Origin of the sequence: Rhodococcus sp. UNC23MFCrub1.1, from assembly GCF_000686025.1 — a bacterium.
In the GTDB taxonomy this organism is placed as follows: Bacteria; Actinomycetota; Actinomycetes; order Mycobacteriales; family Mycobacteriaceae; genus Rhodococcoides.
The window spans coordinates 1-17,270 of record NZ_JMLQ01000009.1 but is presented as its reverse complement, the minus strand read 5'-3'; the positions used below and the strand labels follow the sequence as shown (position 1 = coordinate 17,270).

Sequence of the window (17,270 nt, the reverse complement as noted above, 5' to 3'; positions counted from 1 at the left end):
AGTCGTGCGAGTGCCCCAGTCCTGGTTGACCGAGGTCGTCCGGAAGGCCGCTCCCGAGTGGAGCGTCACTGCTGACGAGCTCGACGCGGGGTTCGTGTCCGTCGGCTTCGAGATCGAGGACGTCATCCCTCTTCCGGAGATCACGGGCCCGTTGGTCGTCGGCCGTGTGCAGTCCATCGAGGAGTTGACCGAGTTCAAGAAGCCGATCCGCTTCTGCCTGGTCGAGGTGGGCGAGGCTGAGCCCCGCGGAATCGTTTGCGGTGCAAGGAACTTCGCGGAGGGCGACCTCATCGTGGCCGCACTTCCCGGCAGTGTTCTGCCCGGCGGGTTCGCCATCGCCGCGCGGTCCACGTACGGGCGCACGTCCGACGGCATGATCTGCTCGGTGTCCGAGCTCGGTATCGGTTCGGATCACTCCGGCATTCTCGTGCTGCCTGCCGGCACGGCCGTGCCCGGCGACGACGCACTCGCCGTTCTGGGCATGGACGACACCGTGTTCGACGTCAACGTGACGCCCGATCGCGGATACGCCCTGAGCGTGCGCGGTCTCGGCCGCGAACTGGCGTGCGGTTTCGACCTGGACTTCGTCGATCCCGCCGACGCCCCGCAGCCCGTCGTGTCCGCGGCCGCCTCCGAGGGCGAGGCGTGGCCCGTCGACGTCCGTTCCGAGTCGGATGCCACCCGTTTCGCCGCGCGCCGCGTCGTGGGCATCGATCCGGCCGCGGTGACCCCCTGGACGATCCAGCGGCGGCTGCTGCTGTCCGGGGTGCGACCCATCTCGCCCGCGGTCGACGTCACCAACTACGTCATGCTCGAACTGGGCCAACCGCTCCACGCGTTCGACGCCTCCGCGCTGTCGGGCGGGTTGGTGGTCCGCCGGGCCGAGGCGGGGGAGACGCTCCGCACCCTCGACGACACCGTGCGCACCCTCGACCCGGAGGACGTCGTCATTGCGGACGAGTCCGGCGTGGTGTCGTTGGCCGGTGTCATGGGTGGCGCGTCCACCGAGGTGGGCGACGAGACCACCGACATCCTGCTCGAGGCGGCCATCTGGAGCCCGCTCGCCGTGTTCCGCACCGCGCGCCGTCACCGGCTGCCCAGTGAGGCGAGCCGTCGCTACGAACGAGTGGTGGACTCCGCTCTCCCGGTGCGCGCGCTCGACCGTGCCGCCGCACTGCTGGCCTCGATCGCGGGCGGCCGGGTGGAGCCGCTGCTCACCGACATCGGTGCACCGACGGTGTCCGACACCGTGACCATGGATCTCGACCTGCCGGACCGGGTGGCGGGTGTGACCTATCCGAGCGGAACCGCGGTGCGCCGCCTCACCCAGGTCGGGTGCGAGGTCGTCGTGGACGTGTCCGAGGCCGGGCGCGGGGTGGCCGTCGTGACGCCGCCGACGTGGCGTCCCGACCTCCGTCAGGCCGCCGACCTGGTCGAGGAGGTGCTGCGACTCGAGGGACTGGAGTCCATTCCGTCCGTCCTGCCGCACGCTCCCGCGGGCCGCGGACTCACCGCCGCCCAGCGTCGTCGCCGGGCGGTGGGTCGGGCACTGGCCTACACGGGGCACGTCGAGGTCCTCGCTCCCGTGTTCCTGCCGGCCGGGGTCTTCGACGTCTGGGGACTCGACGCGGACGATCCGCGCCGGGTGACCACGCGGGTGCTCAATCCGTTGGAGGCGGACCGACCCGAACTGGCGACCACTCTCGTCCCGGGTCTCCTGGAGATCGCCCAGCGCAACGTCTCGCGCGGACAGCGGGATCTGGCGCTGTTCGCCGTCGCGCAGGTCGTCGAACCGGGCGAGGGCACGCGCCCGATCGATGCGCTCGCCGTCGACCGTCGTCCCACCGAGGACGAGATCGACGCTCTGAAGCAGTCGTTGCCGGTGCAGCCGCTGCACGCCGCCGTCGTCCTGACCGGTGCGGTGACGGCACCCGGGCCGTGGGGCGCCGGCCGCCCCGCCGACGCCACCGATGCCTTCAGCGCAGCGAGGACGATCGCGAGCGCGTCCGGTGTCGAGGTGGAACTCCGGTCCGCCCAGTACCTTCCGTGGCATCCGGGCAGGTGTGCCGAAGTCGTTGTCGACGGTGTCGTGGTCGGGCACGCGGGTGAGCTGCATCCCGGTGTCCTCGAGCGCGCCGGTCTGCCGCCGCGGACCTGCGCGGTGGAGATCGACCTCGATCGCGTTCCCACCCGCGAGCCGCTGCCGTCGCCGTCCATCTCGCCGTTCCCCGCCGTGCTGCAGGACGTCGCGGTCGTCGTCGACGAGTCCGTCCCGGCCGCCGCCGTGCAGTCGGCTCTGGTGTCGGGGGCGGGCCCACTCCTCGAGGACATTCGTGTCTTCGACGTGTTCTCCGGCGATCAGGTCGGTGCCGGCCGGAAGTCGCTGGCTTTCGCCCTGCGGTTCCGAGCGGCGGACCGTACGTTGACCGAGGACGAGGCGAGTGCCGCTCGCGATGCCGCCGTCGCGGCAGCGGCGACGGCGGTGGGAGCCGAACTCCGACACTGACGGTGCGCCGCTTTTGAATGAGCTTGCACCGTCATGCATAATCATCGTATGGACAGTGCATCGACATCGACGGGCACCCGGGTGGCCGTCGCGGGCGCCAGTGGCTACGCGGGTGGCGAGATCCTGCGTCTGCTGCTCGGACACCCGGCAGTGCTCGACGGCGGGATGGCCATCGGCGCCCTGACGGCCGGTGGAAACGCCGGAACCACGCTGGGGCAACACCATCCGCATCTCGTTCCGCTCGCGGACCGCGTGCTGGTGGACACGGACGCCGCGGCCCTCGAGGGGCACGACGTCGTGTTCCTCGGGCTCCCGCACGGGAAGTCCGCCGCCCTCGCCGAACAGCTGTCGGACTCCACGCTGATCATCGACTGCGGTGCCGACTTCCGGTTGACCGACGCCGCCGCCTGGGATCGCTGGTACGGCGGGGAGCACGCCGGACACTGGCCCTACGGCATGCCCGAGTTGCCCGGTGGTCGGGACGCCCTGGTCGGAGCGACGCGCATCGCGGTCCCGGGGTGCTATCCCACCGCCTCGTCGCTGGCTCTGGCGCCCGCGTTCGCAGCCGGCATGGTCGAGCCCCGCGTGACCGTGGTGGCCGTGAGCGGCACCTCCGGCGCCGGTCGTGCGGCTAAGACGGACTTGCTGGGTTCCGAGGTCATGGGGTCGGTCCGTGCCTACGGTATCGCCGGTGCACATCGCCACACGCCGGAGATCACGCAGAACTTGTCCGCCATCGCCGGCACCGAGGTGATCGTGTCGTTCACTCCCGTGCTGGCTCCGATGCCGCGCGGCATCCTGGCGACGTGCACCGCTCCGACGACAGTGTCGGCCTCCGAGGCGCGTGCGGTCTACGAGAAGTACTGCGCCGACGAACCTTTCCTTCACCTTCTCCCGGAGGGGCAGCTGCCGCAGACGGGGTCGGTGCTCGGGTCCAACGCGGTCCACCTGCAGGTGGCGGTCGACGAGGACGCGGGCTTGCTGGTGGTCCTCGCCGCCATCGACAATCTGACGAAGGGCACCGCCGGTGCCGCGGTGCAGTCGATGAACATCGCTCTCGGACTCCCCGAGAGCGCCGGACTCTCCACGGTGGGAACAGCACCATGACCGACCACACCCAGTCCTCTCCCGGCGCCCCCACGCGAGCTCCCGGGGTTCTCGTCCGCACACAGGGTGTGACGTCGGCAGCGGGATTCCGGGCCGCCGGGGTCGAGGCCGGTCTCCGGGCCAAGGGGGGCCTCGACGTCGCCCTCGTGGTCAACGAGGGCCCCGATCTGGCAGCGGCCGGTGTCTTCACCCTGAACAAGATCAAGGCTGCGCCCGTCCTGTGGTCGCAGCAGGTGCTGACCTCCGGTCGGCTCCGCGCCGTCGTCCTGAACTCGGGCGGCGCCAACGCCTGCACCGGTGCGCCCGGATTCCAGGACACGCACCGTACCGCCGAGCACCTCGCATCGACCCTCAGCGACTGGGGAACCGAGACGGGCGCCGGCGAGATCGCCGTGTGTTCGACCGGACTGATCGGCGACCGGTTGCCCATGGACAAGGTGCTCGGCGGTGTCACCGAGGTGGTGCACGAGCTCGCCGGAGGCATCTCGGGCGGCACCGATGCGGCCTACGCGATCATGACGACCGACACCCGGCCGAAGCAGGCCGCGATCCACCACGAGAACGGCTGGAACGTGGGCGGCATGGCCAAGGGCGCCGGCATGCTGGCGCCCTCGCTGGCGACGATGCTGTGTGTCGTCACCACGGACGCCGTGGCGAGCGCCGATCAGCTCGATCGCGCCCTCCGACACGCGACGGCACAGTCCTTCGACCGACTCGACGTGGACGGCGCGACCTCCACGAACGACACGGTGCTGCTCCTCGCGTCCGGTGCCAGCGGCATCGAGGCGACACAGGAGGAACTCGATGCCGCTGTCCTCGCGGTGTGCGACGACCTCGCGGATCAGCTGATGGCCGATGCGGAGGGCGTGACCAAGCGGATCATCGTCAGGGTCGGTGGTGCCGAGTCCGAACAGGACGCACTCGTGGCGGCGCGAACCATCGCACGCGATTCCCTCGTCAAGACGGCGCTGTTCGGCTCCGATCCCAACTGGGGCCGCGTTCTCGCCGCTGTGGGCATTGCGCCGGTCGCGCTCGATCCCGATCGCATCGTCGTGTCGTTCAACGGCGATCCCGTGTGCGTCGACAGCATGGGTGTGCCCGGCGCTCGTGAGGTCGATCTCTCGGCCGTCGACATCACGGTCGAGGTGGACCTCGGTGTCGGCTCCGCGTCGGCGTCGATCAGGACCACGGATCTGTCGCACGCCTACGTCGAAGAGAACTCGGCGTACTCGTCATGACGTCGTCCGAGCCCGTGTCCGCACACGACACCGCACGCATCCTCGCCGGCGCCCTCCCGTGGCTCCAGCAGTGGACGGGCAAGGTCGTCGTGGTCAAGTACGGCGGCAACGCCATGATCGACGATCGACTCAAGGCCGCGTTCGCGGCCGACATGGCGTTCCTGCGCACCGTCGGTATCCACCCGGTGGTCGTGCACGGCGGCGGTCCCCAGATCACCGCCATGCTCACTCGACTCGGACTGGTGGGGGAGTTCCGCGGCGGCTTCCGCGTGACGACGCCCGAAGTGATGGACGTCGTGCGCATGGTCCTGTTCGGGCAGGTCGGTCGCGAGCTGGTCGGACTGATCAACGCGCACGGTCCCTACGCTGTCGGCATCTCCGGCGAGGACGCGCACCTGTTCACGGCGACTCGACGCACCGTGACCGTCGACGGTGTCGCCACCGACATCGGTCTGGTGGGGGACGTGACGACGGTGAATCCCGCAGCGGTGCACGACCTCATCGAGGCCGGGCGCATCCCGGTCGTCTCGACCATCGCTCCCGACGCGGACGGCGTCGTGCACAACATCAATGCGGACACCGCGGCCGCGGCCCTCGCGGAGGCGCTCGGCGCGCAGAAGCTCGTCGTCCTCACCGACGTCGAGGGGCTCTACACGAACTGGCCGGACCGCGGGTCGCTCGTCTCGGAGATCGAGGCGGACGTCCTCGCCGAACTGCTGCCCGGCCTGGACGCCGGCATGGTCCCCAAGATGGAGGCGTGTCTGCGCGCGGTGCGCGGGGGAGTTCCCAGCGCCCATGTCATCGACGGTCGACTCGAGCACTCCGTGCTCCTGGAACTGTTCACCGGCGAGGGCATCGGCACGATGGTGCACGACGGCAGTACGAGAGGACGGGCATGACCAGCACGGAGCAACTGCAGCAACGCTTCTCGAATGCGCTGATGAACAACTACGGCGTGCCGCGCGTGGCGCTGGTCGGCGGTTCGGGAGCCGTGGTGACGGACGCCGACGGCAAGGAGTACCTCGATCTCCTCGCCGGGATCGCGGTCAACATCCTCGGCCACGGACATCCTGCCGTCGTCGAGGCGGTCTCCGCCCAGCTGACGACGCTGGGCCACACGTCCAACCTCTACGCGGCGCCGCCGTCGATCGAACTGGCGGAGCACCTCCTCGAGCACCTCGGTCACGCGGCCGGCGGCGATGCTCGGGTGTTCCTCTGCAACTCCGGCACCGAGGCGAACGAGGCCGCCTTCAAGATCGCGCGTCTCACGGGTCGACCGAACATCATCGCGGCGGAGAACGCGTTCCACGGTCGGACCATGGGAGCCCTCGCGCTCACGGGGCAGGCGGACAAGCGGGCTCCGTTCGAGCCCATGCCCGCCGGTGTGTCGCACGTTCCCTACGGCGACATCGCCGCGCTCGAGGCGGCGGTCGACGAGAACACGGCCGCCGTCTTCCTCGAACCGATCATGGGTGAGGGCGGAGTCGTCGTCCCGCCGGAGGGCTATCTGCCCGCAGCGCGCGAGATCACTGCGCGCCACGGCGCCCTGCTGATCCTCGACGAGGTCCAGACGGGCATCGGCCGTACGGGGTGGTTCTACGCCCATCAGCGGTTCGGCATCGTCCCGGACGTCATCACCCTCGCGAAGGGGCTGGGCGGGGGACTGCCCATCGGCGCCTGCATCGGCATCGGCCCGGCAGCCGCCATGCTCACCCCGGGGAAGCACGGGACCACGTTCGGTGGCAACCCGGTGTGTTCGGCGGCGGCCCTGGCGGTGCTGCGCACTCTCGCGTCCGAGGATCTGCTCTCGCACGCCGACCGGCTGGGCAAGATCCTGCGACACGACATCGAGGCGCTCGGACATCCCCTCGTCGATCACGTACGGGGTGCGGGCCTTCTGCTGGGCATCGTCCTCACCGAGCCGGTGTCGGCCGATGTCGAGACCGCGGCCCGCCACGCAGGCTTCCTGGTGAACGCGGCGCAGGCGAACGTCCTGCGTCTGGCGCCGCCCCTGATCATCACGGACGAGCAGGCAGCATCGTTCGTCCGTGCACTTCCCGCGGTCCTCGACGAGGCGCGGCCGACAGCAGAGGCGACCTCGTGACACTGCGGCACTTCCTTCGAGACGACGATCTCTCCCCCGAGGAGCAGGCCGAGATCCTCGCTCTCGCAGCCGAACTCAAGAAGGCACCGTTCTCGCGGCGCCCGCTGGAGGGTCCGCGCGGCGTCGGCGTCATCTTCGAGAAGAACTCGACGCGCACCCGCTTCTCGTTCGAGATGGGCATCGCGCAGCTCGGCGGCCACGCAGTGGTCGTCGACGGCCGCAGCACGCAGCTCGGACGCGAGGAGACGCTGCAGGACACCGGGCGCGTGCTGTCCCGCTACGTCGACGCCGTCGTATGGCGCACGTTCGGGCAGAAGCGCCTCGAGCAGATGGCGACGGGGGCGAGCGTGCCCATCGTCAACGCGCTGTCCGACGATTTCCACCCCTGCCAGGTGCTGGCCGATCTCCAGACGCTCGCCGAGCGCAAGGGATCGTTGAGAGGTCTGCGCCTCTCGTACTTCGGCGACGGTGCCAACAACATGGCGCACTCCCTGATGCTCGGCGCCGTCACCGCCGGCGTCGACGTCACGATCGCCGCCCCGGAGGGCTTCGTGCCGGACCCGTCGGTGCTGGCTGCCACGCAGGAGCGCGGTGAGCGGACGGGAGCGAGCGTGACCGTCACGAACGATCCGATCGCCGCCGCGACCGGAGCCGACGTGCTGGTCACCGACACGTGGACATCGATGGGACAGGAGAACGACGGCCTGGACCGCGTCGGACCCCTCCGCCCGTTCCAGATCAACGAGTCGCTTCTCGACCGTGCCGACTCGGAGGCACTCGTCCTGCACTGCCTCCCGGCCCACCGCGGCGAGGAGATCAGCGACACGGTGCTCGACGGCCCTCGCAGCGTCGTGTGGGACGAAGCCGAGAACCGGTTGCACGCACAGAAGGCCGTCCTGGTGTGGCTGCTCGAGCAGGCGGCATCGGGACGACGGACGCCGTGACCGCCGAGTCGCAGGGCCCGGTGACGTCGTCGACGCGCGCCGGGCGCCAGGCGCGCGTCGTGGCCCTGCTCTCCACCCACCAGGTCCGATCGCAGCAGGAACTCCAGTCGCTGCTCGCGGCGGAGGGGATCGAGGCCACCCAGGCCACTCTCTCCCGCGATCTCGACGAGTTGGGCGCCGTCAAACTTCGCGCCGCCGACGGCGGTGCGGGCGTCTACGTCGTTCCCGAGGACGGCAGCCCGGTCCGAGGGGTCGCGGGCGGCACCGATCGGCTCTCCCGGCTGCTCGGCGAGTTGCTCGTCTCCACCGACGCCAGCTCCACGATGGCCGTTCTCCGCACGCCGCCCGGAGCCGCGCACTATCTCGCCAGTGCACTGGACCGGGCGGCACTGCCCGAGATTGTGGGAACGGTCGCGGGGGATGACACCATCTTCGTGATTGCCCGCGATCCGCTGTCCGGACGCGAGCTCGCCGACCGCATCGAGAATCTCGCGCGCTGAACCACCAGTCCGAATCCCAGAACGTCCGAATCACACGAAGGAGCACACACCCCATGGCCGAACGCGTCATCCTCGCCTACTCCGGCGGTCTCGACACCTCTGTCGCCATCAGCTGGATCGGCCGCGAGACCGGCAAGGAGGTGGTCGCCGTGGCGATCGACCTCGGCCAGGGTGGCGAGGACATGGAGGTCATCCGGCAGCGCGCACTCGACTGCGGCGCCGTCGAAGCCGTCGTCGTCGACGCTCGGGACGAGTTCGCGGACGAGTACTGCCTGCCGACCATCCAGTCGAACGCCCTCTACATGGACCGCTACCCGCTGGTGTCGGCCATCAGCCGTCCCCTCATCGTCAAGCACCTCGTCGAGAACGCGCGCTCGCACGGCGGCACCGTCGTCGCTCACGGCTGCACCGGCAAGGGCAACGACCAGGTGCGCTTCGAGGTCGGTTTCAACACTCTCGCGCCCGAGCTCGAGGTGCTGGCCCCCGTGCGCGACTACGCCTGGACCCGCGAGAAGGCCATCGCCTTCGCCGAGGAGAACAGCATCCCCATCAACGTCACCAAGAAGTCGCCGTTCTCGATCGACCAGAACGTGTGGGGTCGCGCCGTGGAGACCGGGTTCCTCGAGGATCTGTGGAACGCCCCGACCAAGGACGTCTACGACTACACCGAGGATCCGACGGCCAACTTCAACGCGCCGGACGAGCTGGTCATCACATTCGACAAGGGACGTCCGACCGCCATCGACGGCCGCCCGGTGTCGGTGCTGCAGGCGATCCAGGAACTGAACACCCGTGCGGGCAAGCAGGGTGTCGGCCGCCTCGACGTGGTCGAGGACCGGCTCGTCGGCATCAAGAGCCGCGAGGTCTACGAGGCTCCCGGCGCCATGGTCCTGATCCGTGCCCACGAGGAGCTCGAGCACGTCACCCTCGAACGCGAGCTCGGCCGCTACAAGCGGCACACGGACCAGAAGTGGGCCGAGCAGGTCTACGACGGCCTGTGGTTCTCGCCGCTCAAGGGTGCACTCGACACCTTCGTCCAGCATACCCAGGAGCACGTGTCCGGTGAGATCCGCCTGGTGCTGCACGCCGGCACCGTCGTCGTGAACGGTCGTCGCAGCGGGGAGTCGCTGTACGACTTCAATCTCGCGACCTACGACGCGGGCGACACCTTCGATCAGACGTCGGCCAAGGGTTTCGTGCAGCTGCACGGCCTGTCGTCCAAGATCGCCGCCAGCCGTGACCGTGGCGCGGTGGCGGCGCAGGGACAGTCGGACCTGTGACGTCACCCGCTCACGGCACCAACGCGGGCGCTCTGTGGGGTGGGCGCTTCGCGTCGGGTCCCGCGGAAGCCATGGCGGCGCTGAGCAAGTCGACCCACTTCGACTGGGTGCTCGCCCCGTACGACGTCCGTGCCTCCAAGGCTCACGCACGTGTGCTCAACTCGGCCGGCCTGCTGACGGCGGGCGATCTCGAGGCGATGCTCACCGGCCTCGATCAGCTCGCCGCCGACGTCGACTCGGGTGCGTTCGGTCCCGCAGAGTCCGACGAGGACGTGCACGGCGCACTCGAGCGCGGGCTGATCGACCGGGTCGGTCCCGAGCTCGGCGGCAGGTTGCGTGCCGGCAGGTCGCGCAACGACCAGGTCGCGACCCTGTTCCGGATGTGGCTGCGGGACGCGGTGCGGCGGGTGTCGGCGGGCGTGCTGGACGTGGTCGAGGCCCTCACCGCGCAGGCGCAGGCACATCCCGACGCGGCGATGCCGGGCAAGACGCACTCGCAGGCCGCGCAGCCGGTCCTGCTCGCGCATCATCTGCTCGCACACACCCATCCGCTGTTGCGGGACGTGCAGCGCTTCCGGGACTTCGACGGCCGCGCCGCGGTGTCGCCCTACGGTTCGGGCGCCCTGGCGGGCTCGTCGCTGGGACTCGACCCGGAGAAGATCGCCGCGGAGCTCGGGTTCGACGGTTCCGCGGAGAACTCGATCGACGCGACGAGTTCGCGCGACTTCGCCGCCGAGGCGGCGTTCGTCCTGGCCATGACCGCCGTGGACCTGTCGCGTCTCGCCGAGGAGATCGTGTCGTGGAGCACCCCGGAGTACGGCTACGTGACACTCGCCGACGCATGGTCGACGGGCAGTTCGATCATGCCGCAGAAGAAGAACCCGGACGTCGCGGAGCTCACGCGCGGCAAGACCGGGCGACTGATCGGCAATCTCACCGGTCTGCTCGCGACGCTCAAGGCTCAGCCCCTCGCGTACAACCGTGATCTGCAGGAGGACAAGGAGCCCGTCTTCGACTCGGTGCTCCAGCTCGAGATGCTTCTGCCCGCCCTGACCGGGTTGGTGTCCACCCTCACCTTCCACACCGACCGGCTGCGCGAGCTGGCGCCGGCGGGATTCACGCTGGCGACGGACATCGCCGAGTGGCTCGTCCGCAACGGTGTGCCGTTCCGGCACGCCCACGAGGTGGCAGGCGACTGCGTGCGACGTGCGGAGTCGCGCGGTGTGGGTCTGGACGAACTGACCGACGAGGAGTTCGCGACGATCGACCCGGCGCTCACACCGGAGGTCCGCTCGGTGCTCACCGTCGACGGATCCATCGGCTCGCGGGACAGCCGCGGCGGTACCGCGCCCGCGCGGGTGGCGGAGCAGATCATCGTGGTCCAACGCACCGCGGGCGAGCTCAGGACGTGGATCACGGCCTGACGGGACGACCCGATCCGAGCGGTCGGAGTGGTGTGAGACGCTGTGTCCTCATCGGTCGACGAGTCGTGGACCACACCGACCGAATCGATGCCGCCTTCGAGGAGTGCAGTTGCTGGGAATCGACACCGGGTCGGTCGCGACGTCGTTGCGGCGTGTGGTCGCCACGGCGCAGAACGGGCTCGAGGTCATCCGTCTCGGGGGACTCGAGACGGATGCCGTTCCGTCTCCCTTCTCGGTGGTCGCGCGCGATCGTATGTACCGGCTGCGTCGGTACTTCCCGGAGTCCGAGCAGACGGGTCCGCCCGTCGTGCTCGTACCGCCGATGATGATGTCGGCCGACGTCTACGACGTCACCCGCGACCAGGGCGGCGTCGGCATCCTGCACGAGGCGGGGATGGACCCCTGGGTGGTCGACTTCGGTTCGCCGGCCACCGAGGAGGGCGGGTGGAACCGGACGCTGGCGGACCACATCGTCGCGATCAGCGAGATCATCGACATCGTCGCCGAGCGGACGGGTCGCGAGGTCCACCTCGGTGGGTACTCGCAGGGCGGCATGTTCTGTTACCAGGCCGCCGCGTACCGCTCGAGTCGCGACATCGCCAGCATCATCACGTTCGGCAGTCCGGTGGACACCCTCGCGGCGCTCCCTCTCGGGATCCCGGCGAACGTGGCCACCAAGGGTGCCGAGTTCCTCGCCGAGCACGTGTTCACGCGTCTCGCGGTGACCGACTGGATGGCCCGCACCGGGTTCCAGTTGCTCGACCCGGCCAAGACCGTCAAGTCGCGCATCGACTTCCTGCTCCAGCTCCACGACCGGGACGCGCTCCTGCCCCGCGAGTCCCAGCGCCGGTTCCTCGCGATGGACGGGTGGGTCGCCTGGTCGGGCCCGGCGGTCGCGGAACTGTTGACGCAGTTCGTCGTGCACAACCGCATGATGACGGGTGGGTTCTCCATCCGCGGCAAGGTCGTCTCGCTCGCGGAACTGACCATGCCGATCCTCGCGTTCGTGGGGGAGGTCGACGACATCGGCCAACCGCTCGCGGTGCGCGGCATCCGCAAGGCGGCTCCGCGGGCCAAGGTGTACGAAGCAGGGCTCCGCGCCGGGCACTTCGGACTGGTGGTGGGGAGCACCGCGGCCACGCAGACGTGGCCGAGCACGGCGGGGTGGATCCGGTGGCGCGAGGGCCTGGGGCCGCGGCCGGTCGAGGTGCACGCCATGGGGTATGACGAGCACCCGGCCTCGGAGAGCGGCGTGTCGGTGGGAAATCGTCTCGTCCACACCGCGGCCACCATCGCCGAGGTCGGCCTGGGTCTCGGTCGCGGCATCGCCTCGGCGGCGGCCGGGGCCGTGAAGGGGTCTCGTGAGATCTCGTCCGAGGCCGCTCGCACACTGCCCCGTCTCGCCAGACTCGGCCAGCTGCAACCTCATTCGCAGGTCTCCCTCGGTCGTCTGCTCGGTGAGCAGGCTCGGCGCGCGAGTGCCGGTGAGTGCTTCGTGTTCGACGACCGTGTGTACTCCTACGCCGCCGTGGACCAGCGCATCGACAACGTGGTGCGCGGCCTGATCGTCAACGGTGTACGCCCCGCGATGCAAGTCGGCGTGCTGATGGAGACACGTCCGAGCGCACTCGCCGCCGTCGCCGCACTGTCCCGCATCGGCGCGGTGGCCGTCATGCTGCAGCCCACCAGCGATCTCTCGGCGTCGCTGCGACTCGGGCGCGTCGAACTGCTGATCGTCGACCCCGACAATCTGGCCGGGTCCGTCGACCACGGACTGGACGTGCTGGTCCTGGGCGGCGGTGAGTCCCGCTCGCTCGACATCGAGGACTCCGACCTGGTCGTGGATCTCGAGCAGGTCGACCCGTCGACGGTGGAGTTGCCGGGGTGGTACGTCCCCAACCCGGGGCGCGCACGGGAACTCGCCTTCGTGCTGTTCAGCGGGAACGACGACACCCTGGATGCCAAGTTCATCACCAACTACCGCTGGGCTCTGTCGGCCTTCGGTACGGCCAGCTCCGCAGGTCTGTCCCGCGGCGACACCGTGTACTGCCTGGCGCCGCTGCACCATTCGGCCGGACTGCTCGTGGCGGTGGGCGGCGCGTTGGCGGGCGGGTCCCGCATCGCGCTGTCGCGCGGTGTCGAGCCCGAGCGCTTCGCGGACGAGGTGCAGCGCTACGGCGTCACGGTCGTGTCCTACACGTGGACCATGATGCGGGACATCCTGACCTCGGAATCCCTTCCGCACCGAGGACAGCACGCCGTACGGCTCCTCATCGGATCGGGCATGCCCACCAACCTGTGGCGGCACACGCTCGAACGACTGGCACCTGCGCGGGTACTCGAGTTCTACGCGTCCACCGAGGGCGACGTCGTCCTCGCGAACGTGGCGGGAACGAAGATCGGGGCGAAGGGTCGCCCGCTGCCGGGCAGTGCACGGGTGGAACTCGCGGCATACGACGCCGTCTCGGGTCGGTACCTCGTGGACGAGCAGGGATTCGTCCGACACTGCGAGACCGGCGAACCCGGCCTGCTGCTCGGCCGTCCCGGACTGGACGACTCCAGCGGCGCGTTCATGCGTGGTGTCTTCAGTGCCGGCGACGTGTGGACTCCGACCAACCTGCTGTTCCGCCGGGACGAGGGCGGTGACTACTGGTTGCTCGGGCACAAGCGCTCGGTGATCACCACCGCACGCGGACCCGTCTACCCGCAGCCGATAGCCGACGCGATCGGCGAGGCGGAGCCGGTGGACCTGGCCGTGGCGTACGGCATCGGGGAGCACGGTGACCAGTGGTCGGTGTGCGCGGTGACCGTGCGGGCGGGTCAGAACCTCACGGCATCGATGGTGTCGGACGCGCTGCTGGTGTTGGATCCGGCCGAGCGACCCGACGTCGTGCACGTGGTCGCGGACATCCCGCTGAGCCGCGCGTTCCGACCACTCGACGACACGCTGCGCGCTGCCGGACTGCCCGGTCCGGGGGTCAAGACCTGGTATCTGGCGTCGACGTCCGGCGAGTACAAGCGCATGACGAAGGCAGTGGCGGCGGAGCGCTTCACCGCGCATCAGTAGGGTGAGACCGCGTCGGAAGACCGACGCGACGACGGAACGAGGAGTCCTCTTGAGCGTCGATGCTCGCTTGCACAGCATTCTCGCCTGCCCGCAGGACAAGGGTCCGCTTCTGCTGATCCAGGACGAGCTGCTCTACAACCCCCGGCTGCGCCGTGTCTACCCCATCGAGAACGGCATTCCGGTGCTGCTCATCGACGATGCGCGTGACGCCACCGACGCCGAGCACGAGGACATTCTGGCCAGGGCGACCGCGCCCGCTCCGATCGCGGAGTGACGGGAGCGACTACGACTCGTCGATCGCCGACATGACCGGCCCCGTACTGCCGTCCGAACGACTTCTCGGGTCCGCGACTCCCGTCGACGCGGCGACGCGTCTGCTCGGCGCCAGTCTGACCTGCGCCGGCGTCACGCTGCGCATCGTCGAGGTGGAGGCGTACGGCGGAGATCCCGGCGGACCCTGGCCCGACCCCGCGGCGCACTCGTTCCGAGGCCCCACACAGCGCAACTCGGTCATGTTCGGGCCGCCCGGTCGCCTGTACGTCTATCTCAGCTACGGGATGCACCTGTGCGCGAACATCGTCTGTGGTCCTGACGGAACGGCCGGCGCCGTCCTGATCCGCGCGGGTGAGGTCGTCGACGGTCTCGCGGTCGCCAGGACGCGGCGGCCCCGCGCACCGGAGTTCGGTATGGCGCGCGGACCTGGCAACGTCGGGAGTGTTCTCGCACTGTCGTTGGCTCACAACGGTGTTCGTGTCTTCGCCGAGAGCGCGGAAGTGTCGGTGACGCTGTCGGACGAGACGACGTCACCGGTACAGTCAGGTCCTCGTGTCGGCGTGTCCACCGCTCCCGACCGTCCGTGGCGTTTCTGGATTCCCTCGGTGGCCGTGTCTGCCTATCGACGGAGCCCGCGAGCTCCGACATACCCCGCCGGGGAGCCCGGTACTCAGGCCTGAGGGCGCCGTCGGGTGACGTGCGCGCATGCGAAAGAATCAGCGATGTGAGCATCATCGAGGACCTGACCTGGCGTGGACTGATAGCCCAGTCGACAGACATCGAGGCACTGACAGCGGCGACCACCGCGGACGGCCCGATCACCCTCTACGCGGGATTCGATCCGACGGGACCGAGCTTGCACGCAGGGCACCTCGTTCCACTGCTGGTCCTGTCACGTTTCCAGCGTGCGGGTCATCGTCCGATCGTGCTGGCCGGCGGAGCCACCGGACTCATCGGTGATCCGCGTGACGTCGGCGAACGCGTCATGAACTCGAGCGACACGGTGGCCGAGTGGGCCGATCGCATCAAGGGTCAGCTCTCTCGGTTCGTCGACTTCGAGGGTGCCGGCGGTGCGGTCATCGCGAACAACCTCGACTGGACCGCGTCGCTGTCGGCCATCGACTTCCTCCGCGACATCGGCAAGCACTTCTCCGTCAACGTGATGTTGGCGCGGGACACGGTGAAGAAGCGCCTCGAATCGGACGGGATGTCCTACACCGAGTTCAGCTACATGTTGTTGCAAGCGCAGGACTACCTGCACCTGCATCGGCAGCACGGTTGCACTTTGCAGGTCGGCGGATCGGATCAGTGGGGCAACATCGTCGCGGGTATCGATCTCACCCGACGTATGGACGGCGACGCCGTGCACGGGCTGACCGTTCCTCTGGTCACTGCGGCGGACGGCACGAAGTTCGGTAAGTCCACCGGTGGCGGAAGCCTGTGGCTCGACCCCGAGATGACGTCGCCGTACGCCTGGTACCAGTACTTCGTGAACACGGCCGACGCCGACGTCGTGAAGTACCTGCGCTGGTTCACGTTCCTCGATCGTGACGAGCTGGCGGAACTCGAGGCGGCGACGGCAGAACGACCCCAGGCCCGCGCGGCGCAGAAGCGACTGGCGGCGGAGATGACGACGCTGGTGCACGGCGCGGACAACACCGCGGCCGTCGAACTTGCCAGCTCCGCCCTGTTCGGCCGGGGAGAGCTTCGCGACCTGGACGCGGGGACACTGTCGGCCGCGCTGTCGGAGACCGACGTCGCCGAGCTGCCGGCAGGGGAGGAGCGCACGATCGTCGACCTTCTTGTCGACACGTCGCTGTGCGAGTCGAAGGGCGCCGCCCGTCGTGTGGTGAAGGAGGGGGGAGTGTCGGTCAACAACCAGAAGATCGCTGCCGAGGACTGGACTCCCTCCGCGGACGACTTCCTGCACGGTGAGTGGCTGGTGCTGCGTCGGGGTAAGAAGAACATGGCCGGCGTACGGCGCTCGGTGTGAGCCACGCGTGCGCGGGGTCACAGTCGGGGTTCGAGCACTCGAAGGCCCGCGAGGCGCCGGAGCGGCGCGCTGACCTGCATGGTCGCGAGCCCGTCGTGTGGCCGACCTGCGGATTTGACGCACTGTTATCCGTCGCGTAACTTTTGTCGAGTCAGAGCGACACGGACACGGACCGAGACCGCAAGGCCTCGATCACCGGCTCCGTAGATCATCTGACATCCTGGTCACCGAAGAGTTCGAGTCTTGACTCGGCTCCGTGCGGCTGGCTAGGCTGGAACGGTTGCCCCGGATCCTCCTGCTTCGTGTGGGTGGTGGTGGTGTGTGCGTGTTCTTTGAGAACTCAACAGTGTGTCGATGAATGTCAGTGCCAATATTTTGTTTTGGTTTGCTGGTTCTTCTCCTTCTTCCCGTCGGGGAGGGACCGGTTCTTTTTTGTCAGCAATGGAGTTATTGCTGGCGTGAGTTTTATTGCTGGATTTGGCTCTCTAGTTTTCATTGACTTCCTGGTTTCTAGCCGGGGGTTGATAAGAGTCTTCAACGGAGAGTTTGATCCTGGCTCAGGACGAACGCTGGCGGCGTGCTTAACACATGCAAGTCGAACGGTAAGGCCCTTCGGGGTACACGAGTGGCGAACGGGTGAGTAACACGTGGGTGATCTGCCCTGCACTTCGGGATAAGCCCGGGAAACTGGGTCTAATACCGGATAGTACTGCGCGGTGCATGCCGTGTGGTGGAAAGATTTATCGGTGCAGGATGGGCCCGCGGCCTATCAGCTTGTTGGTGGGGTAATGGCCTACCAAGGCGACGACGGGTAGCCGGCCTGAGAGGGCGACC

The 17,270-nt window shown here is 68.8% G+C and carries 13 protein-coding genes and 1 rRNA gene; all 14 read left to right on the top strand.

What is annotated here, in order from left to right:
* Positions 1-4: 4 nt before the first annotated feature.
* A complete protein-coding gene (gene pheT, locus BR07_RS0118785) occupies positions 5-2,506 on the top strand; it encodes a phenylalanine--tRNA ligase subunit beta (protein ID WP_027506743.1) in 2,502 nt (833 codons plus the stop codon).
* 48 nt (positions 2,507-2,554) lie between these two features.
* Positions 2,555-3,613: an N-acetyl-gamma-glutamyl-phosphate reductase gene (argC, locus tag BR07_RS0118780; RefSeq protein ID WP_027506742.1), complete on the top strand. Its 1,059-nt coding sequence runs from the start codon at positions 2,555-2,557 to the stop codon at positions 3,611-3,613.
* Positions 3,610-4,851 (top strand): bifunctional glutamate N-acetyltransferase/amino-acid acetyltransferase ArgJ, encoded by a 1,242-nt coding sequence (gene argJ / locus BR07_RS0118775; RefSeq protein ID WP_027506741.1) that lies wholly within the window; start codon positions 3,610-3,612, stop codon positions 4,849-4,851. The genes argC and argJ overlap by 4 nt, the downstream gene beginning before the upstream one ends.
* Positions 4,848-5,750 carry an acetylglutamate kinase gene (gene argB, locus BR07_RS0118770; RefSeq protein ID WP_027506740.1) on the top strand — a complete coding sequence of 301 codons (903 nt, stop codon included), beginning with the start codon at positions 4,848-4,850 and terminating at the stop codon, positions 5,748-5,750. Before argJ ends, argB begins: the two co-directional genes overlap by 4 nt.
* Complete coding sequence (locus BR07_RS0118765) at positions 5,747-6,955, top strand: acetylornithine transaminase (RefSeq protein WP_027506739.1); 1,209 nt, start codon at positions 5,747-5,749, stop codon at positions 6,953-6,955. The genes argB and BR07_RS0118765 overlap by 4 nt, the downstream gene beginning before the upstream one ends.
* Positions 6,952-7,899: an ornithine carbamoyltransferase gene (argF, locus tag BR07_RS0118760; protein ID WP_027506738.1), complete on the top strand. Its 948-nt coding sequence runs from the start codon at positions 6,952-6,954 to the stop codon at positions 7,897-7,899. Before BR07_RS0118765 ends, argF begins: the two co-directional genes overlap by 4 nt.
* A complete protein-coding gene (locus BR07_RS0118755; RefSeq protein ID WP_027506737.1) occupies positions 7,896-8,399 on the top strand; it encodes an arginine repressor in 504 nt (167 codons plus the stop codon). Before argF ends, BR07_RS0118755 begins: the two co-directional genes overlap by 4 nt.
* Before the next feature lie 53 nt (positions 8,400-8,452).
* Complete coding sequence (locus BR07_RS0118750; RefSeq protein ID WP_027506736.1) at positions 8,453-9,679, top strand: argininosuccinate synthase; 1,227 nt, start codon at positions 8,453-8,455, stop codon at positions 9,677-9,679.
* The gene (gene argH, locus BR07_RS0118745; protein WP_027506735.1) at positions 9,676-11,103 is read left to right on the top strand and encodes an argininosuccinate lyase; all 1,428 of its coding nucleotides are present in this window, start codon (positions 9,676-9,678) and stop codon (positions 11,101-11,103) included. The genes BR07_RS0118750 and argH overlap by 4 nt, the downstream gene beginning before the upstream one ends.
* Positions 11,104-11,212: 109 nt before the next feature.
* Positions 11,213-14,170: an AMP-binding protein gene (locus BR07_RS0118740; RefSeq protein ID WP_027506734.1), complete on the top strand. Its 2,958-nt coding sequence runs from the start codon at positions 11,213-11,215 to the stop codon at positions 14,168-14,170.
* Between the two features lie 49 nt (positions 14,171-14,219).
* The gene (locus BR07_RS0118735; RefSeq protein WP_027506733.1) at positions 14,220-14,444 is read left to right on the top strand and encodes a Trm112 family protein; all 225 of its coding nucleotides are present in this window, start codon (positions 14,220-14,222) and stop codon (positions 14,442-14,444) included.
* Between the two features lie 31 nt (positions 14,445-14,475).
* Positions 14,476-15,123 (top strand): DNA-3-methyladenine glycosylase, encoded by a 648-nt coding sequence (locus tag BR07_RS0118730; RefSeq protein WP_051613585.1) that lies wholly within the window; start codon positions 14,476-14,478, stop codon positions 15,121-15,123.
* A gap of 44 nt (positions 15,124-15,167) precedes the next feature.
* The gene (gene tyrS / locus BR07_RS0118725) at positions 15,168-16,436 is read left to right on the top strand and encodes a tyrosine--tRNA ligase (RefSeq protein WP_037186630.1); all 1,269 of its coding nucleotides are present in this window, start codon (positions 15,168-15,170) and stop codon (positions 16,434-16,436) included.
* Between the two features lie 534 nt (positions 16,437-16,970).
* Positions 16,971-17,270 (top strand): 16S ribosomal RNA (locus BR07_RS0118720); the annotation flags it as partial.

Bases quoted from the DNA above. Each gene is read 5' to 3' on its own strand.
- BR07_RS0118765 (WP_027506739.1), top strand. From the start codon at position 5,747: ATGACCAGCACGGAGCAACTGCAGCAACGCTTCTCGAATGCGCTGATG.
- BR07_RS0118750 (WP_027506736.1), top strand. From the start codon at position 8,453: ATGGCCGAACGCGTCATCCTCGCCTACTCCGGCGGTCTCGACACCTCT.
- argB (WP_027506740.1), top strand. From the start codon at position 4,848: ATGACGTCGTCCGAGCCCGTGTCCGCACACGACACCGCACGCATCCTC.
- argJ (WP_027506741.1), top strand. From the start codon at position 3,610: ATGACCGACCACACCCAGTCCTCTCCCGGCGCCCCCACGCGAGCTCCC.
- argC (WP_027506742.1), top strand. From the start codon at position 2,555: ATGGACAGTGCATCGACATCGACGGGCACCCGGGTGGCCGTCGCGGGC.
- BR07_RS0118730 (WP_051613585.1), top strand. From the start codon at position 14,476: ATGACCGGCCCCGTACTGCCGTCCGAACGACTTCTCGGGTCCGCGACT.